This is a genomic window from Candidatus Palauibacter soopunensis, from assembly GCF_947581735.1.
GTDB lineage: Bacteria > Gemmatimonadota > Gemmatimonadetes > Palauibacterales > Palauibacteraceae > Palauibacter > Palauibacter soopunensis.
On sequence record NZ_CANPVT010000002.1, the window covers coordinates 540,248 to 561,991 of the forward strand.

Consider the following 21,744-nt stretch of genomic DNA (forward strand, 5'->3'; position numbering starts at 1 on the left):
GGGGCGCCGCGGGTGCGCGGTCAGGATCGCCCCCTCGGCCAGAGGCTGAACGGTTCGCGCGCGAACACCCGGCGGACCATCGGCTCGAAGAACTCGAGCGGGAGCGAGTCGTAGTCGGGGTCGAAGGCGCACTGGTCCCAGCGGTGGCAGAAGTCCACCGCGTCCTGGTACCAGGGGTGGTCGCGGTATCGGTCGCGCACGTTGCGGTCGCGGCCCAGGTGGTGGGCGTAGTAGACGAGCTGGAACAGGCCGTGGTGCCGGACGATCCAGTGCGTGCGCTCGGTCACGAAGGGGCGGAGCAGCAGGGCGGCCAGTTCGCCGTGGCTGTGCGGGGCCAGCAGATCGTCGATGTCGTGCAGGAGCGCCGCCACGACCATCTCCTCTTCCGCGCCGTCGCGATGGGCGCGGGTCGCGCTCTGCAGTGAATGTTCGAGCCGGTCGACGTGGTAGCCGCCAACGGAGCCTGACAGCTCGCGGAGGTGCGCCAGCACGCGGTCGGCGGTATCGGCGGCGAACTCGTCCTCGAGGCGCGCGAGCAGTTCGTAGTCCTCGCGGGTGCCGTCCTCCATGCGCGTGAAACTCACGACGGGGCCGCTCGGCCCTCTGCCGGCTCCTGCGCTCGTCCCGGCCGTACGGGGCATGCCGGTCACTCTCCGCTGAGGGTTGGATCGGGGGTTCCTCGCCGCAGCGTCGGCAGAAGCGAAGGGCATTGTCAAGATCGCTCGGGCGTCCGTAGCGTTCGCTGCAGGCCGGTGACCACGGACTGGGAGGATCGACCATGGGTGCCTCGATCAGCAGCCTCGCGCAGAACGGCGACGCCCTGACGGCGGTCTGGAGCGACGGCGAACGCACCGATCTCCCCTACCTCTGGCTGCGCGACAACTGCGGCTGCGGAGAGTGCTGCGTCGAGCAGACCACGGAGAAGCGCTTCCACGTCTTCCGCGTCCCCAGCGACCTGAAGCCGTCGACGGTCGATATCGAAGGCGCCGGATCCGACGACGAGGCGATTTCCATCGCCTGGCCGGACGGACACCGCACGCGCCACCGGTCGAGCGACATCCACGGCCTCCTGAGCCGGCCTCGTCTCGAATTGCAGTACTGGGACGGACGGTTCGAGCCCCGGAGGTTCGACTACCAGCGGTTCCTGGCGGACGACAGCGCGGCGGCGGAACTGATCGAGGAGTTCCTGCGCACCGGGGTGTGCGTACTGGTCGCCGCTCCCACCGAACCGGATTCGTTGGAGGAGCTCGCCGTCCGTCTGGGCCCGGTCCGGGAGGTGCTGTTCGAGCGCATCCACAACGTCAAGCTCGATCCGAAGGGCTACAACATCGCGCATACGGCTCTGGCCGTCGGGGCGCACAACGACTTCACCAGCTACACGTGGCCCCCGAGCGTGCAGGCGCTGCACATGCTGGTGAACGAGTGCGAGGGCGGCGCGTCGACCGTCGTGGACGGCTTCGGCCTGCTCGAGGCGCTCCGCCGGGAGCACCCCGATAAGTTCGACGCCCTGTGCTCGGTGCCGGTGCCGTTCCGGATCTTCAGCGACGAGTACGAGTGCTACGCGGCGAACCCCATGGTCGACCTCGACAGTGACGGGGAGATCAGGATGATCCGCTTCAACACGGCGCAGATGCAGGCCGTTTCCCTGTCGGAGCCCCGGCTGGGCGAGTTCTACGCCGCCTACCACGAGCTGTCGAGCCGCGTCAACGACCCCGGCGCCCAGGTGACCTTCCGGCTGGAGGGCGGCATGATCCTTCTGTGTGCCGGACACCGCGTCCTCCACGGCCGCACCGAGATGGTATCGTCCGGCGCGCGCCACCTGCAGGACGCCTACTTCGAACACGACAACGTCCGCACCCACCTGCGGCTCCTCCGCCGCACCGGCCGCGCCTGAGAACCGGGTCAGCCCAATGCACGGACCACGACCATGCCGAAGGAGAGTCCCATGAAGAGCCTGGGCGATACGACGCGACGCGACTTCCTGTCTTCCCTCGCGGGTGCCGGCGCTGTGCTGGCTGCCCCGCGCGCCCTGTTCGGGAGTACGCCCCCGGTCCAGGAGACGCTTCCCACCCGTCCGATCCCGGGAACGGAGGAGACGCTGCCCATTGTCGGCTTCGGCTCCTCGAAGCCCGTGCTCGAGATCCCGACCGAAGGGACGGAGCCCGTGGCGAACGTGATCCGCATGCTCCTCGAGCATGGGGGCCGCGTCGTCGATACCTCGCCGCGCACGCCGGAGATCGACGCGGAGTTCGGCACGGTCCTGACGGCGCCGGAGTTCGGCGGCCGCCTCTTCGTCGCCACGAAGATCAACACGGACGGGGAAGCCGCGGGCATCGAGCAGATGCGGCAGAACCAGCGGCTCGTCGGCAGCCGCACCCTGGATTTGCTCGAGGTCGAGAGCATGCGCGACCTGGACGTGCACTGGCCCAACGTGCTCCGCTGGAAGGACTCGGGCGAGGCGCGCTACATCGGCGTCACCACGTCCAGCATCCCCCAGCACGAGGCGTTCGAGTCGTTCATGCGGACGCAGCCCCTCGACTTCGTGCAGGTCAACTACTCGGTGATGGAGCCGAACGCGGAGGATCGTCTCCTGCCGCTCGCGCAGGATCTCGGGCTCGCCGTCCTCATCAACCGTCCGTTCATGAACGGTACCTACTTCCCCCGCGTGAGCGGACACGAGCTGCCCGAATGGGCGGCCGAGTTCGACTGCGCGAGCTGGGCGCAGTTCTCCCTCAAGTACATCCTCGCCCACCCCGCCGTGACGTGCGCCCTCACGGAAACGACGAATCCGGATCACATGGCGGAGAACATCGGCGCCGCCTTCGGCCGCCTCCCCGACGAGGCCACGAAGCGCCGCATGCGGGAGTTGGTCCAGGACTTCTGAAGCCCTGGTCCCGTTCAGCGGTCGGCCAGGATCTCTCCCCCGCAAAGGACGAGTTCGTCGTCGATCCAGACTGTGGGAGTGCGGTTGACCGCATCGAAGTGGGTTTTGGCGGAGACGGTGCCGCCGAGGTTGGCGGAGGTGCCGATGCCGATGTGGACGGTGCCGTTCACGCCTTCGTCGTTGAGCATTTCGCCGGTGAACTCGGTGCAGGCCGGGTTCAGGCCGAAGGCGAACTGGGCGAGGTTGTAAACCCAGGGGTCGTCCTGTCGGGCCAGCAGGTCCGCGAGGAATTCGGCCTGGTCGCCGCCCTCGATGTCGGTGACGAAGCCCTTCGAAATGCGGAAGGTCACGGGTTTGCGGATGGGACCCACGCCGTAGTAGGGGATGCTCCCGTCACACACGAACACGCCCTCGGCGGTGCCCTGCGCGGGGGCACAGTTCGCTTCGATGTTGGGAACGGCGGAGAAGCCGGGGCCGTCCAGCAGGCAGGCGTGGCTGTTCCCGGTCACGCCTTCGAGGCTAATGGTGAGATCGGTGCCGGCGGGGTTCGTCACCCGCAGGCGCTCGCCGGCGGTGAGCTTCGCCGCGATGGCGTCGCACAGCGGCTTGCGCGCGCGGAAGTCCGTGAACAGCCCGCCGTCGCGCATCATCCGCTCGGTGAACGCGGTCATGGACAGAACTCGGGCTCCGGCGCCTATGGCCTCGCGGACCGCGCGGGTGTGCGCCAGGGCCAGCGTCACGGGCAGGAAGGCGATGTCGGCGGCCGAGAGCGCCGCGGCCACGGCGGGTCCCGGCTCTTCGTTGTCGATCGACCGCTCCGGCGGGGTCACGATGCTCGCGACGGCCCCGGCCTCAAGCGCGGCGTCGGCGACGGTCCGGGCGATCGTCATCCGCTCCGGATCCGTGACGATGACCACGTCCTCGGCGGGCTGCACGTTGGCGCACGTCCGCACCAGGATCTCCGCGCCTCTCCTCACGATGGTTCCTGCTTCATACCAGCACCTGCTTGTCGCGCTGGACGACGCGGCAGTCGACGGCGATGGTCGGCTCCCACATCAGCAGGTCGTAGTGCGTCGGGGCCACGATTTCGCCTCCGAGGGTATGGCTGGTGCCGATGCCGATGTGGATCGTGCCCATGACGCCCTCGTCCTCGAGCATCTCTCCGGTGAGGCGGGCGTTCGGGTTCAGGCCGACGCCCAACTCGGCGACGTTGAAGCAGTGGGGGTCCTCGAAGGACTCCAGGTGCTCGCGCAGGAAGTCGGCCTGCGTCCCGCCGGTCATCTCCACGATGGCGCCTTCGCGCACGGAGCAGACGATGGGCTCCTCGAGGATGCCGATGCCGAGGTAGGGGACCGAGGCGTCGAAGATGAGCGTGCCCTCCGCCGAACCGGTCACGGGCACGACGTTGACCTCGATGTCGGGGACCGGGGCCAGTTCGCCGGGTTCCGGGATGTTCGTGAGGACGTTCGCGACGCGACCCTCGATCCCGAAGCGGAGATCCGTTCCGCGCGGGGAAGTGAGCCGCACGGACTTGCCCTCCGTGAAGGCCGCGCCAAGGCGGCGGCAGACACCGGCCTGCGCCTCGAAGTCGGTCTCGAGCAGCGCGGGGCTGGTCATGATCGCGTCGGTGTACGCCGTCATCATGCAGACGCGCCCGCCCGCCTCCAGTGCGGCCCGCATCGCGCGCGTGTGGGTGATCGAGATGCGCACGGGGGAGAAAATCACGTCGGCCTCGGCCATAGCCCGGGCGACCGGAGAGGGCGGCTCCTGCCCGTCCTGATTCCGCATAGGAATAATGCACACGGTGACGTCGGCGCCGGCGTCGCGGGCGGCCGCGGCCACGGCATCCGCGTACCGCCGCATCGTCGGGTCGGTCACGATCACGACGACTTCACCCGGCTGGACGCGCCCGTTCACGTGCACGAGCCGCCGCGCGCCGGGCGAGAGATCCATCCCGGCCTCAGCCACGGCCCCGTCAGCCACGATCCCTCGCGAAAAACTCATCGAATCGACCGTCGAAGATGATCGCGGTGTAGCCGTCTCCGGTCGTGTTCGTCGCGGTGCGCAGCATGTCGGGGATACCGCCGGAGAGCGCGATCCAGCTCGCGATGAACTCGCCCTGAGCCTGACCTTCCAGTCCCAGCATGCTCGCGAACAGCGTCGCGCTCCACAGCGCCGTCCCCATGCCGGCCGGGAGCCCGGGAGCGGCGATCGTGAACAGGACGACGGCGGGCCACGCGGCGAGCATCATCATCCAGCTCAATTCCAGGCCGAACACGTAGCTGACGACGAAGGGTCCGTACGCGACGTAGGCCAGCGCGCTCGCGTCCAGGTTCGCGACGGCGCCGAACGGGAGGACGAAGTCGGCCACCTCGTCGCGGACGCCGACCTTCTTCGCGTTGGCGAGGTTGACCGGGAGCGTCGCCAGCGAGGAACACGTGCCCGCGGCGAAGACCGCGGTGGGCACGTAGTACTCACTCAACACGGGCCCCACGGGCCGGCGTCCGACCCTCCGGACGAGCACGAACGTGTAGAACGCCCACCAGATGAGGACGAGGGCGCCGGTGTAGGCGGCCATCGTGAGATAGTGGGAGAGCCCCAGGCTCGCGCCGAAGCGCACGCCCAGCGTGATCCCGAAGGCGAGGATGAGCGGGAGCATGACGTAGGCCAGCTTGCCGCCCGCCTTCTCGATCGAGTCGGCGACTCGTCGGAGTACGCGGTAGGTCGGATCGTGCCGGGCGCCGAAGGCTCCGAGCAGGACTCCGGCGAGGATCGCGAGCAGCGGCCAGGAGGCCCCGCCGTCGCCGAGGCTCCGCAGCATGGCCGCGGCTTCGGTCCATACGCCCCGGTCCCCCGTGGCCAGCGGGATGCGGAAGATCGTGGCGGAGGTCACGACGGCGATGAGTCCGGCGACCGTCGACGTGAAGACGTACCACAGGACGACCGCGCCCGCGAAGCGCCCGGCGAGCCCGCGACGAATCAGGGTCGCGATGGCCGGGCTGAGGGCCGCGAGGATCAGCAGCGGCACGACGGCGACAACCCAGGCGATAAGCGTGCCCGTGGCGTCGGCCACCGGCGCCAGCGGCACGGGGAGGGACCCACCCGCAGCCAGCCCTCCCGCCAGCGCCAGGATCGTCCAGACGTACGCGGGGACGTTACGCCTCCGCCGCCCTCGGGCCCTCACTCCGTCGAGCGTCGGCGAATCCGGGCGCGCAACATCTCGAAGTAAAGCCTATCGACGGTGACGATGGGAGCGGACTCACCACCCTCGAGCAGGAGATCTCGAAGGAACTGACGGTCGGCAGGGAGCGAGATGTTGATCGTGTTCATAGGCGAAGCGTAGTGTCTTCAGGAAAAAGTTGGCAACGCCACGGTCAACCTGCATCACCCCGCTGAGCCCGGAGGCCCCATGGATCGCCCGTCATCACCGCTCCCGCGCCGCCGCTTTCTCCACCTGACCGGCGCCGCCCTGGGCCTCGCCGCGACCTCCGGCTGCGCAACCGCCGGGAGGACGCGCAGTACGGGGGCCGGCCTGCTGTCTGCCGGTGCAGCCACGGACCGCACCTGGACCCCCGAGCGCTTCGATCCGTGGATCGAACTCGACCGCGCCGCCTGGACCCAAAACGTCCGGGAGGCCGCGCGGCTCGCGAGCGGGCGCCCCATCCTCGCGGTCGTGAAGAACAATGCGTACGGCCTGGGCGACCGTGCGGTCGGGCCGCTCCTCGCCGGGATGCCCGAGGTGGGCGGCATCGCCTCCGTGCGCGTCGAGGAGGCGCTCGCCATGCGGGAGGAAGGCGTGACCAAGCCGATCGTGGTCATGGCCGAGGGATCCGAGGACGAGATCGAGGAGATGGCGAGGCACGACATCCTCCCGTCCGTGTGGCTGGACGATGCGCCCGCGCGGCTGCGGAGCGTGTCCAGGCGACTCGGCCGTCCCGTGCCCGTCCAGCTCTTCATCGATACGGGGATGAACCGCGAGGGCATGCCGTACACCCGCGCGCGCCGCTGGATCGAGGAGCTCGTGCAGAGCGAATACGTCGACGTGAACGGCACCTACACCATGTTCATTCACGATCTCGACTTCAACCGGGAGCAGCTCGCGCGCTTCGAGGAACTCCTCGCGTGGGCCCGCGGGAAGAACCTTCCCCTCGGCACCCTCCACGCTTCACCCTCCTTCGAGCTGTTCAACCTGCCCGAGGCGCACTACGACATGGTGCGTCCCGGGAACGCGCTGTTCGGAAACCACCTCTCCGGTGGGGAGGGCGCCGGGGAGATGGCCGACCTCAGGCCCGTGTTTCGCATGAACGCGCGCGTGGTGCGGGTCGAACGCCTCGAGCCGGGTGACGGCGCGGGCTTCCGCCACACCTTCACCGCCGACCGGGCCACCTGGGTGGCGCTGCTGCCGGTCGGCCGCACCGACGGCTATCCGTCCGAGGCGAACGGGACCTGCGAGGTGCTGATCAACGGCCGCCTGTACCCGGTCGCCGGAGGGGTCAACTCCGCGCACACCATTCTCGACATCGGTCCGGAGAAGACGGTCGAGGTCGGCGACGTCGCGACCCTCATCGGCCCCGACCATCCGTCCGTGCTTCCCCACACCGTCGCCGAACGGACGGGCCGCGGCTTCCTCGGCATCATCCAGTTCATGAACCCCCGGCTCCCGAGACGGGTGGTGTAGGCCCCGCTCCCGGTCAGCCGCAGCGCGCCGCGATGGCCGCGATCGCGGCGTCGATCTCCTCGCGGGTGTTGAAGAAGTGGATCGAGAGGCGGAAGTCGCGCTCCTCCCGGACCGGAGAGGCGAGGATCCCCTCGTCTTCGCGCAGGTCGCCGTACAACTGCGTGGCGTCGCACCCCTCCGGGAGCTGGACCACGAACACGCCCGAGCGGTCCGCGTGCGCCCGCGGAGACGACACGCCGAGTCCCTCGGTGGCGTCCACGACTTCGATCGCGTGGTCGACGAGCGACTGGATCCGCCCCTCGATCCTCTCCAGTCCAATGCCCTCCATCCACTCCACCGCGCGGGCGAAGCCGGCGAAGTCCGCGAGCGCGCGGGTGCCGAACTCGTACCTCGCGGCGCTGGGGAGCAGGGTGTAGGCACCCTCGTAGTCCATCGTCGCGTGGCTGTGGGAACCGGCCCAGCTGAGCTGCACGTGGTCCAGCATTTCGCGACGCACGAAGAGCGCGCCGGCGCCCTTGGGGCCGAGCAGCCACTTGTGGCCGCAGGTGGAATAGCCGTCGCAGCCGAGGGCGCGGAAGTCGGTCGCGACGCAGCCGGGGCCCTGTGCGCCGTCGAGGTGGTAGCGCACGCCGCGGGAGCGCAGCAGGTCGCCCAGTTCCGCGGACTCGTCGGTCCGCAGCGTTCGTCCGTTGTTCCGCGACACGTGGCTGATGCTCACCATCCGCGTGCGGTCGGAGAGTTGGCCGCGAACCTCGTCGATGAGTCCGGTTCCGGGATTCAGGTCGATCTCGCGGATCGCGATTCCGAACCGGTCGCGGAGGACGTACCACGGGACGACGTTGGCGGGGTGCTCCGTGTTGGAGATCACGACCTCGTCGCCCGGCTCCCAGTTCAGGCTCCAGGCGAGGATGGAGATCCCCTCGGAGGTGCTGTGCGTGAGCGCGACCTCTTCCGTCGCGGCCCCGAATACGCGCCCCAACTGAGCCCGCAGGTCGGGCTCGATGCGGGCCATCTCGTCCGAGATGCGGGGCTCGGCCGGGCTCCTGTTCTGGAAAGCGAGCCGTTCATGGACGTGGTCGATAACAGCGTTCGGAGCGGGGCCGATCCCGCCCGTCTGGAAGTACAGGCTCTCCGTCGAGGCGGGGATCTCGGCGCGCGCGCGGGCCACCCAGGCCTCCTGCGGACGACCCGAATCAGCGGGCCGCGATGCCGGATCGGCCAGGGCGAGCCGCCCGACGGGCACGATCGGGGCCAGCGCCAGCGCGCCCGCGGACCGGCGGAGGAAGTGGCGTCGACTCGTGTTCATTCCGGGTCCTCGTCGCTGAGGATGAGCCAGCGGAGCCTCCTGTCGCTCACCTCGCGGCGGAGAGGCGCGGCGGCGCGGTAGAAGACGAGCCCGAGCGCCGCCCAGACGACGAGGACGATCCACTCGGCGGGGATCCGGCCGCCCGCGCCATGGAAGGGTTCCCAGATCGAAGCTCCGAGCAGCCCCAGCGCGATGACGGCACTGAGAACCAGGAAGCCCCGGCCGCCGGGCACGGTGTAGGGACGCGGATGGTCGGGGCGCGTCTTCCGCAGCCGCAGGACGCCCAGCACGACGACGAGGAAGACGATCATGGCCGAGATCGCGGCGCCTCCGACGATGACGAGGATGGCGTTGCGGCCGAACAGCGCCCCCACGCTCCCCATGACGGCCACGAAGATGACGGCGGCCGACGGCGAACCGTAGCGGTCGTGCACCCTGGCGAGGCGGTGGGGGATCATGTGCGCCCGAGCCATGGCGAAGACGATCCGCGTGGAGGCGAAGAAGATCGCGTTCCACGTCGTGATCAGCCCGCAGAGTCCGGCGAACAGCACGACCCGGCCCAGGAACGGCGAGCCCAGGGCGGCCTCGATCGCGGCCGCGGCCGGAAGCTCGGACGCGAGCAGTTCCGCGCGGGGCATGCTCATGGCCGTCGCCAGAATCACGAGGCAGTAGAAGACGAGCGCGAACAGGATGGAGGCGCCCATGACGCGCGGCAGGAGCCGCAGCTTCGCGCCCTCCTCCACCTCCTCCATCGCCTGCGGAATCGTGTCGAAGCCGGCGAACCAGAACGCGGCGGTCCCGAGCACGATGCCCACGCCGACCAGGGCCGCCCCCGGCGTCGTCCCGCTGAACATGGGCTCCAGGTTCGCGACGCTGCCCCCCACGACGCCCGCGACGACGAAGATGAGAGTGAGGATGATGAGCCCCGCCGTCATCAGGTCCTGGAACCAGGCCGCCGTCTTTCCGCCGCGGTAGTTGATGAACGTGATCGCGGCCATCACGGCGAGTCCGAGGGCGAGGCTCCACAGCCGCACCTCCTGCCCCAGCAGCGTGTAGATGACCGGACCGCCGAACCCCGGGACGAGAGCGGACACGACCCATTCCACGGAGATCGCCTCGAAGGAGGTCGTGAAGATGTAGGAGAACGCAAGGAACCACGCGGCGGCGAAACTCCAGCGCGCTCCCCACGCCTCGAATACGTACGCGACCTCGCCGCCGGTGACCGGGTACGCGGCCGCCATCTCCGAGTAGCAGAGTCCGATCGCGAGAATGCCGAGGCCGCCGAGCACGAACGCGATGATGGCCCCGATCGCGCCGGCGCCGCTCAGCCACGCCCCCATGACCGTGATCCAGCCGACCCCAATGATGGTGCCGAAGGCGAGCGAGAAGAGCGACCGGAGCCGGATCCCCCGCCCGAGTTCCTCCCGTCCGCCCTCCGCCCCCGGCTGGCCCGGCACTAGCTGTACCGTGTCGGCGTGGCCGAAAGCCCGAGCATTTCGCGCGCCTGCGCGGGCGTGGCGACCTCGCGGTTCAGCTCGTGTGCGATCCGGACGGCCCGCTCCACGAGCTGGCGGTTGCTCTCCACCTTGTGACCGCGGCGGTAGTAGATGTTGTCCTCGAGGCCCACGCGGACATGGCCTCCCATGAGAGTGGCGAGCGTGGTCATGGGAAGCTGGTGCGGCCCGATGCCGGAGCACAGCCAGACGGAACCCTCGGGGAACTCCCGGACCATGTTCACGACGTTGTCGACGGTCGGCCAGCTCGACGTCTGGTAGCCCATCACGGTCTGAACCCAGTAGGGCGCCTCGATGAGGCCCTGCGCCATCAAGTCCCGGATCACCCACCCGCAGCCGGGGTGGTAGGTCTCGAGTTCGGGCTTGATGCCGCGCGCCTTCATCTCCGCCGCGAAGTGCGCGATCTGCCTGTAGGAGAACGGCGTGCAGTCGTCGAAGTCGATCGCGGGGCGGGGGTGCGTGTACTCCTCCCCGCGCGGCTTGAGTTTGAACTTGCCCATGTCCGGGGCGAGGTTCAGCGACGCGACCTCGGGGTTGGCGTCGAGGCAGGACAGGCGCTGTTCATCGTCCATCCACAGGTCGCCGCCGGTGGTATTGTTGATGATGATCTCGGGGCAGCGCTCGCGCAGGCGGCGGTTCGCCTCGAGCCAGACCTCGGTCGTCGTCGCCCCCTTCCACAGCGTCTCGGGGTTGCGGGCGTGGATGTGCACCATCGAGGCGCCTGCGTCGTACGCCTCGCCGACGGACTCGGCCAGCTCCTCGGACGTCTCCGGGAGGGCGTCGTTATACTCCTTGCCCTGGATGCCGCCGTTCGCGGCCAGACAGATGATGACGGGGGGCATGCCGCCGGCGACCCTGTCCATGTAGGCGTAGGGGTCGCCGTAGTTCCAGGTTCTGGTCATCTGCTCCTCGGAAGGCTGTGAAGGCTGTTATCGTCTCAAGAGGTTGTCCCCGGTCCTCGGGGAGCCTTGGCCATTTCACACCGATTCACAAGAGGATGCCATGTCCGGTACGGAGCGTGCCGCAGGGACCGTAGCCATCATCGGCGCGGGAACGATGGGACGACGGATCGCCTACGGCTGCGCCGTGCGGGGGGTGGGCGCGCGGCTGCACGATGTCTCGGAGGAGGCGCTCGCCGGAGCGCTGGTTACCGTGCGCGAGTTGCTCGAGGCCGCGGACGAAGGGGACGGGCACGGGGCCGGCGCGACACATGGCGTCGTGGAGGCGTGCAGGGACCTCGAGGACTGCGTGCGGGAGGCGGACTGGGTCATCGAGACGGTCCACGAAGACCTCGAACTGAAACGCGTCGTCCTCGGGCGGATCGGCGCGGCGGCGCCGCCGGAGGCGTTCATCGCCTCCAACACCTCCTCGCTGCCGGGTTCGTGGATGGCGGAGTCGACGGGGCGTCCCGGGCGGTTCACGAACATGAACTTCGGCCCGCCGGAGGACCTCAAGGTCGAGGTCATGGGGCACCCCGGCACCGACCCCGCGACGATCGATGCGGCGAAGCAGTTCCTGCGCCGGCTCGGCCTCGTGCCGATCGTCGCCCGTCGCGAGATCCAGGGCTATCCGACGAACCGGATCTGGCGCGCGATCAAGAAGGAGTCGCTGCAGCTGGTCGCCGGCGGATACCTGAGCGCCGAAGAGATCGACCGGGCGTGGATGCTCGACTGGGGCACGCCGATTGGGCCGTGCGGACTTATGGACGTGGTCGGACTCGACGTCGTGCGCGACATCGAGAACGTGTACTACGAGGCCTCCGGCGACCCGTCCGACAAGCCGCCCGACTTCCTCGACCGGATGGTCGAGCGGGGGGAACTCGGTGTGAAGTCGGGGAAGGGGTTCTACACCTACCCGTCGCCCGTCTTCGAACGGGAGGGCTGGCTCACGGCCTCCGACGACTGACGCCTACCAGGTCACGACGCCGTCCCGGCCGACGCGCAATTCGTCGCCGGTCTCGACCCGGTCGAGCAGTTCGGGCCCCAGCCGGTCCACGCACACGATCGCCGTGTCGAGCCAGACATCGGCCAGGATGAGGCCGCCGGCCGTGAGCGGATCCACCTCCCCGGGCAGGAGGAGTGCGGCGGGGGCGAGGCCGAGTTCCGCGATGCGCTCCCAGCAGGGCCCGGCCGACGTCGATCCTACGCAGAAGGGCGCGAGGATGATCCGCCCGGTGAGCGGTTCGCCGAAGAGTTCGGTGTTCTGCGGATCCCCGCACACGGCCGTGTCGATTCCCCCGTCGAACTGGTCGCAGAAGCTCGCGAAGGGGTTGAACCCGGCCCGCGACACGGCGGCGGGCGCCGCGGTCTCGCCGGCGATGACCGCGCGGCCCCGGAAGCGCGGCATCAGGCCTGCACCTCGGAGGAGGTCCCGAAGGAGGCCCGCATGGAGCCCGCGGCGGGGGTTCCCGCGCCCCCCGTCACCATCACCCGCAGGAGCGCGTCGTCGTCGAGCATGTACACGTTGCGACTGTAGTAGCGGAGCTTGTTCGAGTTCGTGACCACGCAGGCGGGCGCGAGGATCGGATCCTGCATGAACGCTTCGAGGCAGAAGGAGCCCACGTGTCCTCCCGCGAGAGCGAGGGTCGCGAAGCCCGGATGTTCGGCGCGGAAGCGGGACACCACGTCGGGGGCCGCGACGAAGACCGTCTCCACCGCGAGGCGGTCGCGTCCGGCGCGCGCGAGTTCGCCCTCCACCGCATCGGTCCACGCGCACAACTGGTCGTAGGTGAGGTGTGGGCAGCCGAGCAGGACCTTGTTCGGCCGCAGCTCATCGACTGGGCGGTCGGCGCGCAGCGACGCTCCGACCGACTCGATCTGTCCCTCGTCGATCATCAGCCGGCGAGCGTCGTCGCGGATGAGCCGCCGGCCGTACCGCTTCGCCTCCACGGTGACGCCCTCCACGTGGAAGAGGCCGACCCCGCCCCCCACGGAGGCGTTCGTCCCGAAATCGCGCAGGAACTTCGCGCGGGCCGGGTGTTCGCCGCCATCGAGCATGTCCGCGAGGCCCGTCACCCAGGGGATCCCGTCCCCGACTTCCCGCCCGACGATGTAGCCGAGCACCTGTCCGTTGATCGGCCCCGCCGCCTCGACCTCGACGAGCCAGCTCGCGCGCCGCCCCTCGTCCGTCAGCAGGCCGGCGAGCGGCGTCTTGCCGACGACGTTGGAGATGAGATCGATGATCCCGGGATTCCGGTGCGTGCGCGCGCCGATGACGGAGTTCGCGTACACCACCGCGGAGGACTCCGCCCAGGCCACGATCTGGCCGTACGAGGGCCGGTTCGCGACCTCCTCGAACCAGGGCGTGCAGGTCAGGCCGCCCGCGTCGCGCAGGCCCAGCTTCGTGAGCGCCTCCCGGTAGCGCAGCTCCATCGGGTAGGCGCGGGCAAGCCGCTGCCGCTGGTTGTCTGTCAGGTCCGATAGCGTCTCGTTGAGGATCGTGGCCGGGTCGGCCGTGAACGGAAGCGCGGCCCGGACCCCGGCGTCGACGAGCGACTCGAGAAACTCCGTCCGCGCCCCGACCCCGGGCTTGGACTCCGGAATCACGAGGTGCCCCGGACCCTCCACCGGCACGAGCCGCTCCGCATCCATCGCCTCGCCGAAGCGGACCATGGTGAGGAGGAGCTTGCGGGGGATCTCCCCCCGGCTCCCGTCGAGGACCTCTCGCTCGTCTCGGGTCAGATCCATCGCACCGTCGACTGTCACCTCTTTGGACGTTCTCGGCCGTTCCCGGAGGCTCGGTCGCGGAGTGGCGGATTCACAAGACCGGCGCCATGTACGAAAACCTTCGTTGACAGGGTGCACCTCACCACGTATTCTTTCGTACGAAGATGTTCGTATATGCGTGGGCGGGGACGTTTCCAGGAGGGGGTGAAGCCTTGAGGGATCCGACATTCAGCGACCGGGAGCTGGACATCATGAGCGTCCTGTGGCGCCGCGGGTCCGGTTCCGTGAGCGAGGTCATGGACGCGCTCGAGGACGAGGTCGGCTACACGACCGTGCTCAAGTTCCTCCAGATCCTGGAGAAGAAGGGCGCCGTCCGGCACGAGGCCGAAGGTCGGGCGTATCGCTACTTCCCGCTCGTGGCCTCCGAGGCGGCGGGAGAAACGGCGCTGGCCCGGATCCGGGACAAGATCTTCGGCGGGTCGGCCGAACTCGTCCTCGCCCAGCTCATCTCGGGCCGGGAGGTCTCGCCGGAGGAACTGGAGCGCATGCGGCGGATCCTCGATGAACTGGAGGAGGGCGAGCTGTGACTCTGGCCACGATGATCTATGGGCTGATCGTCGCCGTCCTTGTCGCCGGGGCCGCGTGGTGCCTCGACCGGGGTCTCCGGGCCCACGGGCGGCCGACTCGCTGGGTCTGGATCGGCGCCCTCGGGGTTGGCGGGCTGGCGCCGTTCTTTCCCCGATTCCTTCCGGCGGCGGCAACGGCGGATGGCCCCGGGCCCTTCGCCCTTCCCGTCCGCGCCCTCTATGAACTCGGAACTCCGGCGCCTTCGCTCCCGGAGCAGGGCGGGAGCTTCCTCGCCGGGGTCGGGATGGAGGATTCTCTGGGAGCCCTCTGGGTCGTGGGTTCCATCTTCGTCCTTGTCCTCTTCGCCCTGCTCTGCCTCCGCCTGCGGCGGTTGCGCACGACGTGGGAGCCCCGGGACGTCTGCGGCGAGGAAGTGCTGCGGTCGGAGAAGTTCGGGCCGGCCGTCGTGGGGCTCATCCGGTCACGGATCGTCCTTCCGTCGTGGGCCTTCGGCCTCGGCAAAAAGGAACTCGAGATGGTCGTGCTGCACGAACGGGAACACGTGCGGGCGTGCGATCCGATCCTCCTGACAGTGGGGCTCCTGCTCGCGGCGCTCTCGCCCTGGAACCCCGCGGTCTGGTGGTCGCTCGCCAGGCTCCGGCTCGCCGTGGAAGGGGACTGCGACCGCCGCGTTCTGGCCCGCGGCACACCCGCCCGGAGCTACGCCCGCCTGCTTCTGACGGTTGCCGCCGGGTGTCGGCGGACGCCGGATCCGGCGCCGGCCCTGATCCGCGGCGGCCACTCGGTAATCGAAAGGAGACTCATGATGATCAGGACCGCGACGAGGAAGCCCCGAATCCGGGCTTCCATCCTCACCGCCGCAGCCGGGTTGGGCCTGTTCGCCCTCGCCTGCGACACCCCGATCCCGCAGAGCCCGGCCGAGCCCGAGCGCGCCTCGCGCGTGGAGGGCGTCGTCAGCGCGGAGGGAGTCGCCAACTGGGACGGTATGGAAGTGGAGGTCAAGTACGAGGATGGAACCTCCCTGGTCCACTCGGGAAAATGGGCGGTCGATCCGGAAGCAGGTGTCGGATACGTGGATGAAGACGGAACCTTCCAGGCGCTCGACCTCGGCCCGGAAGCCGAAGCGCGCGTTCGCAGCACCGTCGAGCGCCTCGAGCGCGAGGTCGAAATTGTGCGTGAGAGGCTCGATGGGCGCCTGCAATCGGGCGAAATCACGAAAGAGGCGATCCCGAGGGATCTTTGGCTGAGCCTTGAAGGCGTGAGCGAGCGCATCGGGGAGTTGACTCCCAGGCTGGAGGAGTTGGCCATGGAGGTCCGCCGGCTCGACGCGGCTGCCGAGGCAGGCGAGATCACGTACGACGAGTGGGAGCAAATGCTACGGACCTACATGGAGGCGCATAACGCCCGGCTGCGCGCGCGCGACAAGCCGCACTGATCCGCGACCCCGGCGCCGGAGACCGTTGCGGCCCGGCGTCCCCGGCGGCACCGTAACTCCGTTCGGTCGCGCCTCCGAACCCTGACCCGAGGGTCGGACTCGGAGGCGCCAGTCGCGGGACACTCCGACCCGGGGAAACACATGACTCCGACGCGCCGCCTCGCGGCTTCGTCCGCCGCCGTCCTGACCCTGACCGCCTTCGCCCCCGCCCCCACGGTCGACCTCGTCCCCGCCCTCGCGTGCGATGAACTGACCGCCATGTCGTGGAGCGGTTTCACGCTGGACGAGGTGTCGGAGGTCGAGGCCGGAGCCAACGACCCGGCGCACTGCCGCGTGCGCGGGACGATCGACGAGGAGATCCACTTCGAACTCCTCCTCCCGCTGGCCGAAGACTGGAACGGCCGCTTCCTGATGGGCGGCGGCGGCGGGTTCGTGGGGAGCGTACAGAACCAGGCGCTCCAGTTCGCGGGGCCGGTTTCGGTCCTGAGCCGCGGGTTCGCCACGGTGGGCACGGACACGGGACACCAGGGCCCGGGCATCGACGCGAGCTGGGCGCTGAACCGGCCCGACCGCGAGGTGAACTTCGGCCACCGGGCGGTGCACGTGACGGCGGAGACGGCGAAGACGATCGTCCGCCTCTTCTACGGCCGCGACATCGACTACTCCTACTTCATCGGCTGCTCGCGCGGCGGGGGCCAGGCGATGATGTCGTCGCAGCGCTATCCGGACGATTTCGACGGCATCGTGTCCGGGGCTCCGGCCTACGACTGGCCCGGCCTCGGCGCCTTCTTCCTCCAGACCCAGCAGGCGCTGTATCCCGACCCGAACGACCTCGCGACGCCCGTGATCACGGACGAGGCCGCGGCCATCCTCGAAGCCGCGATTCTCGAGGCGTGCGACGGAAACGACGGCGTGGAGGACGGGTTCATGACGAACCCGATGGCGTGCGATATCGACATCGCCTCGATCCCGGGACTGACCGACGAACAGCGGGCGGCCGCGGAGGTCATCTACGGCGGCGCCCGCGCGGGGGACCGGCACGTTTACCCCGGCTTCCCCTTCGGGGGCGAGACGGACCAGGGGGGATGGAGGCTGTGGGTCACGGGCCGGGAGATGCAGCTCGGACCGGGCGGACCCAACCTCCACTACGCCTTCGGCACCCAGATGTACAAGTACATCATCTTCGACGACCCCGAGTTCGACTACTCCACGTACGACTTCAGCGACTACTTCTCGTGGGAGGAGGACACGCGCCGCGCCCGCGCGATCCTGAACGCGACGGACACGGACCTGAGCGGCTTCAAGACGGCGGGCGGGAAGCTGATCCTGTGGACCGGCTGGTCGGACTCGGCGATCCCCGCCAGCGGCACGATCGCCTACTACGAGGGCGTGACCACGGGCGACGAGGAGGCGGACGACTACACGCGGCTGTTCATGCTGCCCGGTGTGCTGCACTGCGCGGGTGGCCCGGGTCCCGACTTCGTCGACTGGATCGCCGCCATCCAGTCGTGGGTGGAGGAGGACGAGGCCCCGGAGCGGCTCGTCGCGTCGAAGTTCGGCGAGTCCGGCGTCGAGATGCAGCGGCCCGTGTGCCCGTGGCCGGCCTACGCCGCCTACAACGGCACCGGAGACCCGAAGCAGGAGGACAGCTTCGAATGCGTCGCACCGTGATTACGCTCAGAGTGAATGGCGAGACGCACTCGCTGGACGTGGAACCCTCGACCCCGCTGCTCTACGTCCTCCGGAACGACCTCGGACTCAGGGGGCCCCGGTTCGGCTGCGGCCTCGGCCAGTGCGGGACGTGCACGGTCCTCATGGACGGCCGCGCCATCCGCTCGTGCATGCGGCCGGTGTCCCGCGCGGAGGGCGAGATCACCACGCTCGAGGGACTCTCTGCCGACGGAGAGCTGGATCCCGTGCAGCAGGCGTGGATCGACGAGCAGGTGCCGCAGTGCGGGTACTGCCAGAACGGCCAGATCCTCACGGCCAAGGCGCTCCTCGACCGCAATCCGGAGCCGAGCGACGAGGAGATCCGGCAGGGGATGAACGGCGCGCTCTGCCGCTGCATGACGTACTACCGGATCCAGTCCGCCGTGAAGCGCGCCTCGGAGGCGATAGCGAACGGGGAAGGTGGGGAGGTGGACCGGTGAAGCGCCCGGCGGAGTTGTCCGCGAAGCTCGACGAGGCGCTTGCCCGGTGGGAGGGAGGCAGTTCCCGCCGCGACTTCCTGAAGACCTCGGGGCTGTTCGTCCTCGGCTTCAGCAGTGTGGGCTTCAGTGGCGGGTCCGGGACCGGTTTGGCGGGGTTCGGCCGGAACGGGTCCGGCGACCCCGACGAGGCGAACCCGTATCCGGATCCGGACTATCTCCAGCTGGACTCGTGGCTCGTCGTGCACGAGGACGGCACGGCCACGTTCTACGTCGGCAAGACGGACGGCGGGCAGGGGACCGGGACCGCCATGCGGCAGATGATGTGCGACGAACTCGACCTCGCGTACGACCGGGCCACGCTCATCATGGGCCGCACGGACATGACGGTGGACCAGGGCGGCTCGGGCGGTTCGGACGCGATCGAGCGGGACGCCCTGGCCGCGCGGCGCGTCGCGGCCGAGGCCCGCCGCGTCCTGCTGGAACTGGCCGCGGACCGCTTCGAGGTCCCGGCCGACGAACTCGCCGTCAGCGAAGGCGTCATCTCCGTCGCCGCCGATCCCGCCCGCACGGCGACCTACGGCGAGCTGATCGGCGGGCGGCGCTTCGACATCGCCCTCACCGGACGGAACGTCAACGAGACGACCGGCCTCGCGGCCGTGAAGCCGGTCCAGGAGCTGCGGATCGTCGGCCAGTCGGTCCCCCGGTACGACATCCCGTCAAAGGTCGACGGATCGCTCGAGTGGGCGGTCGACGTGCGGCTCCCCGGCATGGTCCACGCGCGGAACGTGCGGCCGCCCTTCGCCGGCGCGCGGCTCGTCTCCATCGACGAGTCCACGGTGCGCGACATCCCCGGCTTCATCCGCGTCTTCCGGGAGGGCAACTACGTCGCGGTCGTCTGCGAGCGGGAGGAACAGGCGATCCAGGCGGCGGAGAGCCTCGCCCTCGAGTGGGAGAAGCCGGAGACGGCGCCCTTCCCGTCCTCCGAGGACCTCTTCGATTACATGCGCGGTGCGACCCCCGTCGACGCGGGGACCGGCGGGTCTCCCCGTCCTCGCGAGGAAGGGGACTCCGACGCGGCGCTCGCGGGCGCGGCGACGGTCGTCGAAGCCGGCTACGACATCCCCTTCCAGGGACACACGGCGATCGGGCCGGCGCACGCCGTGGCGGATCCCTCGGACGGGCAGATGACGGTCTACACGAACGACATGAAGCCCTACAGCCACCGCACCGGGATCGCCGAATTCCTCGGCATGCCGCCGGAGCAGGTGCGGGTGATCTGGATGGAGGGGCCGCAACTCTACGGGCGCACGGCGGCGGACGACGCGGGCTTCGAGGCGGCGTACCTGGCCCGGGAGCTGGGCCGCCCCGTCCGGGTGCAGTGGATGCGGCACGAGGAGACGGCGTGGGACACGAAGGGCCCCGCCTTCGCCATCGACCTGCGCGGCGGCCTCGATGACGCCGGCAACGTGGTCGGGCTCGACTATCGCGCCCGCATCGCGAACTACGCACACGTCGGGTACAACCAGGCGGACACCGTGCTCATCGCCCAGCTCATGGGAATTCGCCCCGAGCGGCCGTCGCCCGGCGGCGGCCGAGGCCCCGACGAGATGTACCACATCCCGAACCGCCGGGAGGAGACGCGGGCCGTCCGTTTCCCGCTCGCCTTCGAGACGCCGCTCCGCACCGGCAACCTGCGCGACCCCAACGGGCCGCAGACGACGTTCGCCGGGGAATCGTTCATCGACGAGATGGCCGCGGCCGCGAACGCGGATCCGGTCGAGTTCCGGCTCCGTCTCCTGCGCGGGACGACGGAGGACGACGCGACGTTCCGCCGGGCCCGCTCCATCGCCGTTGTGGAGGCGGCGGCCGAGGCGTTCGGCTGGGAGCCGAGACCCACGCCCCGCGAGCCGAGCGACGGGCGCATCCTCACCGGGCGCGGGATCTCCTACGCGTACCGCATACAGACGGCTGTTGCCACGATCGCCGAGGTCGAAGTAGACCGCGAGAGCGGACGCGTGTGGGTGAAGCGCATGGTCTGCGCGCACGACTGCGGCCTCGTGATCAACCCCGACGGCCTCGAGAGCACGGTCCAGGGGAACCTCCTGCACGGGATCAGCCGCACCCTGTACGAGGAGGTGCAGTTCGACGGCGAGCGGGTGACGAGCGTCGACTGGCGCACCCACCCGACGCTGACGCACCCGGACGCGCCCGAGCAGGTCGACGTCGTGATCGTGAACGGCGATCCGAATCCGGACCGGCCGGACCTGCCGCACTACGGGGCGGGCGAGCCCTCGCACCGCACGGTCCCGGCCGCCATCGCCAACGCGATCCACGACGCGACGGGCGTCCGCATGCGGCGCATCCCGCTGCGCCCGGAGCGCGTGCTGCAGGAGCTGGCAGCGGCCGGAGTCTAGCGGCAGCCGTCGCCGGAGTGCCTAGATCTTGATGTAGGTGCGGCGGCGATGGAGCAGCCACATCACGCCCAGCCAGAAGGCCACCTGGGCCAGCGCCATGGCGAGCGAGCCGCCGTAGTCGCCGGCCCATGACCGGAACGCGTTCTCGTACAGCCATCCGCTCAGCGACGTGCCTCCGTCGCCCCCGACCCGGATGCGGGCGAGCGTCTTCGCGAACATGCCGGACGCGACGAACACGGCGATCGAGTTCATGCCGTAGATGACGAACGGCGCCACCCACCCTCCGCGCAGACGCTTCACGTCGATCAGCCAGTACATGGCGCCGAACAGGAACAGCGCCGTTCCGGCCGTGAAGAGGACGTAGGAACTCGACCACAGGTTCTTGTTGATCGGGAACACGATGTCCCACAGGAATCCCAGCACGACGAGCCAGGCGCCGGCGATCCACATGCCCCGCGAGATCTCGCTGCCCGAGCGATCCGACCGCAGCCAGTCGCCGCAGAAGATCCCGAGCAGGCACGTCCCGATGGCCGGCAGCGTCGAGAGGAGTCCCTCCGGATCCCACGTCCCCTGCCACAGCCGGTCTCCCATGAGGAACCGGTCGATCCGCGCTCCCAGGTTTCCGTCCGGCGACAGATCCCCGGCGACGAGGGCCCAGTACCCGAGGAGGAGCACTCCCACCGCGATCCACCGCACCCGCGCGGAGCCCCACAGGTAGAGCGCCGCCGCCGCGCAGTAGACGAGTCCGATCCGCTGCAGCACGCCGTAGAGGCGCATGTCGAAGAGGTCGAAGTCGGGAATCGCCCGCATGGCGAGCCCGAGCCCGATGAGAATGAGCGAGCGCCGGACCACGTGCCGGAACAGCCGGACCCGGTCCGTCCCCTCCGCCAGGCGGCGCGAGAAGGAGAAGGGGATGGCGACGCCGACAATGAAGAGGAAGTAGGGGAAGATGAGATCGGTCGGCGTCCACCCGTGCCATTCCGCGTGGGCGAGCGGCGCGTAGACGTAGCTCCAACTGCCGGGATTGTTGACGAGGATCATCGCCGCGATCGTCAATCCGCGGAACGCGTCCAGCGAGACGACCCGGCCCCCTGCGGGTTCGGTCATGCA

The 21,744-nt window shown here is 69.5% G+C and carries 19 protein-coding genes; 9 read left to right on the top strand and 10 right to left on the bottom strand.

The window, feature by feature from the left end:
• Positions 1–20 precede the first annotated feature (20 nt).
• A complete protein-coding gene (locus RN901_RS02670) occupies positions 21–584 on the bottom strand; it encodes a hypothetical protein (protein ID WP_310755641.1) in 564 nt (187 codons plus the stop codon).
• A gap of 194 nt (positions 585–778) precedes the next feature.
• On the opposite strand from RN901_RS02670, the gene RN901_RS02675 reads away from it, so the two are divergent.
• Together RN901_RS02675 and RN901_RS02680 are read left to right on the top strand one after the other, a co-directional pair.
• Positions 779–1,894, top strand: a complete 1,116-nt coding sequence (locus tag RN901_RS02675; RefSeq protein ID WP_310755643.1) for a TauD/TfdA family dioxygenase — start codon at positions 779–781, stop codon at positions 1,892–1,894.
• A 51-nt stretch (positions 1,895–1,945) separates the two neighbouring features.
• Positions 1,946–2,884 (top strand): aldo/keto reductase, encoded by a 939-nt coding sequence (locus RN901_RS02680; RefSeq protein WP_310755645.1) that lies wholly within the window; start codon positions 1,946–1,948, stop codon positions 2,882–2,884.
• 14 nt (positions 2,885–2,898) lie between these two features.
• Here the strand turns inward: RN901_RS02680 and RN901_RS02685 are convergent, their stop codons facing one another.
• Genes RN901_RS02685 through RN901_RS02695 form a run of 3 tightly spaced genes read right to left on the bottom strand, consistent with a single transcriptional unit; the run spans position 2,899 to position 6,068 of the window.
• Positions 2,899–3,861, bottom strand: a complete 963-nt coding sequence (locus RN901_RS02685) for an aminopeptidase (protein ID WP_310755647.1) — start codon at positions 3,859–3,861, stop codon at positions 2,899–2,901.
• Between the two features lie 13 nt (positions 3,862–3,874).
• The gene (locus RN901_RS02690; protein ID WP_310755649.1) at positions 3,875–4,867 is read right to left on the bottom strand and encodes a hypothetical protein; all 993 of its coding nucleotides are present in this window, start codon (positions 4,865–4,867) and stop codon (positions 3,875–3,877) included.
• Positions 4,860–6,068 carry a cation:dicarboxylase symporter family transporter gene (locus RN901_RS02695; protein ID WP_310755650.1) on the bottom strand — a complete coding sequence of 403 codons (1,209 nt, stop codon included), beginning with the start codon at positions 6,066–6,068 and terminating at the stop codon, positions 4,860–4,862. The genes RN901_RS02690 and RN901_RS02695 overlap by 8 nt, the downstream gene beginning before the upstream one ends.
• A 225-nt stretch (positions 6,069–6,293) precedes the next feature.
• On the opposite strand from RN901_RS02695, the gene alr reads away from it, so the two are divergent.
• Positions 6,294–7,562 carry an alanine racemase gene (gene alr / locus RN901_RS02700; RefSeq protein ID WP_310755653.1) on the top strand — a complete coding sequence of 423 codons (1,269 nt, stop codon included), beginning with the start codon at positions 6,294–6,296 and terminating at the stop codon, positions 7,560–7,562.
• 13 nt (positions 7,563–7,575) lie between these two features.
• On the opposite strand, the gene RN901_RS02705 is transcribed toward alr, so the two are convergent.
• The 3 genes from RN901_RS02705 to RN901_RS02715 are packed head-to-tail and all read right to left on the bottom strand — an operon-like array spanning position 7,576 to position 11,284.
• A complete protein-coding gene (locus RN901_RS02705; protein WP_310755655.1) occupies positions 7,576–8,868 on the bottom strand; it encodes an aminotransferase class V-fold PLP-dependent enzyme in 1,293 nt (430 codons plus the stop codon).
• Positions 8,865–10,325 carry an APC family permease gene (locus RN901_RS02710; RefSeq protein ID WP_310755657.1) on the bottom strand — a complete coding sequence of 487 codons (1,461 nt, stop codon included), beginning with the start codon at positions 10,323–10,325 and terminating at the stop codon, positions 8,865–8,867. Before RN901_RS02710 ends, RN901_RS02705 begins: the two co-directional genes overlap by 4 nt.
• Positions 10,325–11,284 (bottom strand): 3-keto-5-aminohexanoate cleavage protein, encoded by a 960-nt coding sequence (locus RN901_RS02715; protein ID WP_310755659.1) that lies wholly within the window; start codon positions 11,282–11,284, stop codon positions 10,325–10,327. The genes RN901_RS02710 and RN901_RS02715 overlap by 1 nt, the downstream gene beginning before the upstream one ends.
• Before the next feature lie 100 nt (positions 11,285–11,384).
• Between RN901_RS02715 and RN901_RS02720 the strand changes: the two genes are divergently transcribed.
• Positions 11,385–12,287: a 3-hydroxyacyl-CoA dehydrogenase family protein gene (locus tag RN901_RS02720; RefSeq protein ID WP_310755661.1), complete on the top strand. Its 903-nt coding sequence runs from the start codon at positions 11,385–11,387 to the stop codon at positions 12,285–12,287.
• 3 nt (positions 12,288–12,290) lie between these two features.
• Here RN901_RS02720 and RN901_RS02725 read toward each other — a convergent pair whose 3' ends face one another.
• Together RN901_RS02725 and RN901_RS02730 are read right to left on the bottom strand one after the other, a co-directional pair.
• Entirely contained in the window at positions 12,291–12,728 is a 438-nt protein-coding gene (locus RN901_RS02725; protein ID WP_310755663.1) for a DUF126 domain-containing protein, read from the bottom strand.
• Positions 12,728–14,068: an aconitase X gene (locus tag RN901_RS02730; protein WP_310755665.1), complete on the bottom strand. Its 1,341-nt coding sequence runs from the start codon at positions 14,066–14,068 to the stop codon at positions 12,728–12,730. Before RN901_RS02730 ends, RN901_RS02725 begins: the two co-directional genes overlap by 1 nt.
• A gap of 191 nt (positions 14,069–14,259) precedes the next feature.
• Between RN901_RS02730 and RN901_RS02735 the strand changes: the two genes are divergently transcribed.
• From RN901_RS02735 to RN901_RS02755, 5 genes are all read left to right on the top strand, one after another.
• Entirely contained in the window at positions 14,260–14,634 is a 375-nt protein-coding gene (locus RN901_RS02735) for a BlaI/MecI/CopY family transcriptional regulator (protein ID WP_310755667.1), read from the top strand.
• Positions 14,631–16,070: a M56 family metallopeptidase gene (locus RN901_RS02740; protein WP_310755669.1), complete on the top strand. Its 1,440-nt coding sequence runs from the start codon at positions 14,631–14,633 to the stop codon at positions 16,068–16,070. Before RN901_RS02735 ends, RN901_RS02740 begins: the two co-directional genes overlap by 4 nt.
• Before the next feature lie 141 nt (positions 16,071–16,211).
• The gene (locus tag RN901_RS02745) at positions 16,212–17,741 is read left to right on the top strand and encodes a tannase/feruloyl esterase family alpha/beta hydrolase (RefSeq protein ID WP_310755671.1); all 1,530 of its coding nucleotides are present in this window, start codon (positions 16,212–16,214) and stop codon (positions 17,739–17,741) included.
• A complete protein-coding gene (locus RN901_RS02750) occupies positions 17,726–18,220 on the top strand; it encodes a 2Fe-2S iron-sulfur cluster-binding protein (RefSeq protein WP_310755673.1) in 495 nt (164 codons plus the stop codon). The genes RN901_RS02745 and RN901_RS02750 overlap by 16 nt, the downstream gene beginning before the upstream one ends.
• Entirely contained in the window at positions 18,217–20,634 is a 2,418-nt protein-coding gene (locus tag RN901_RS02755; protein ID WP_310755676.1) for a molybdopterin cofactor-binding domain-containing protein, read from the top strand. The genes RN901_RS02750 and RN901_RS02755 overlap by 4 nt, the downstream gene beginning before the upstream one ends.
• 21 nt (positions 20,635–20,655) lie before the next feature.
• Here the strand turns inward: RN901_RS02755 and RN901_RS02760 are convergent, their stop codons facing one another.
• On the bottom strand, positions 20,656–21,741 hold the full coding sequence (locus tag RN901_RS02760; RefSeq protein ID WP_310755679.1) for a DUF5009 domain-containing protein: 1,086 nt from the start codon (positions 21,739–21,741) through the stop codon (positions 20,656–20,658).
• Positions 21,742–21,744 lie beyond the last annotated feature (3 nt).

What these genes read in the sequence shown, in the direction of transcription:
- RN901_RS02680 (WP_310755645.1), top strand. Translation starts at nt 1,946, where the DNA reads ATGAAGAGCCTGGGCGATACGACGCGACGCGACTTCCTGTCTTCCCTC.
- RN901_RS02705 (WP_310755655.1), bottom strand. Translation starts at nt 8,868, where the DNA reads ATGAACACGAGTCGACGCCACTTCCTCCGCCGGTCCGCGGGCGCGCTG.
- RN901_RS02715 (WP_310755659.1), bottom strand. Translation starts at nt 11,284, where the DNA reads ATGACCAGAACCTGGAACTACGGCGACCCCTACGCCTACATGGACAGG.
- RN901_RS02725 (WP_310755663.1), bottom strand. Translation starts at nt 12,728, where the DNA reads ATGCCGCGCTTCCGGGGCCGCGCGGTCATCGCCGGCGAGACCGCGGCG.
- RN901_RS02745 (WP_310755671.1), top strand. Translation starts at nt 16,212, where the DNA reads ATGACTCCGACGCGCCGCCTCGCGGCTTCGTCCGCCGCCGTCCTGACC.
- alr (WP_310755653.1), top strand. Translation starts at nt 6,294, where the DNA reads ATGGATCGCCCGTCATCACCGCTCCCGCGCCGCCGCTTTCTCCACCTG.
- RN901_RS02750 (WP_310755673.1), top strand. Translation starts at nt 17,726, where the DNA reads ATGCGTCGCACCGTGATTACGCTCAGAGTGAATGGCGAGACGCACTCG.
- RN901_RS02720 (WP_310755661.1), top strand. Translation starts at nt 11,385, where the DNA reads ATGTCCGGTACGGAGCGTGCCGCAGGGACCGTAGCCATCATCGGCGCG.
- RN901_RS02760 (WP_310755679.1), bottom strand. Translation starts at nt 21,741, where the DNA reads ATGACCGAACCCGCAGGGGGCCGGGTCGTCTCGCTGGACGCGTTCCGC.
- RN901_RS02675 (WP_310755643.1), top strand. Translation starts at nt 779, where the DNA reads ATGGGTGCCTCGATCAGCAGCCTCGCGCAGAACGGCGACGCCCTGACG.
- RN901_RS02730 (WP_310755665.1), bottom strand. Translation starts at nt 14,068, where the DNA reads ATGGATCTGACCCGAGACGAGCGAGAGGTCCTCGACGGGAGCCGGGGG.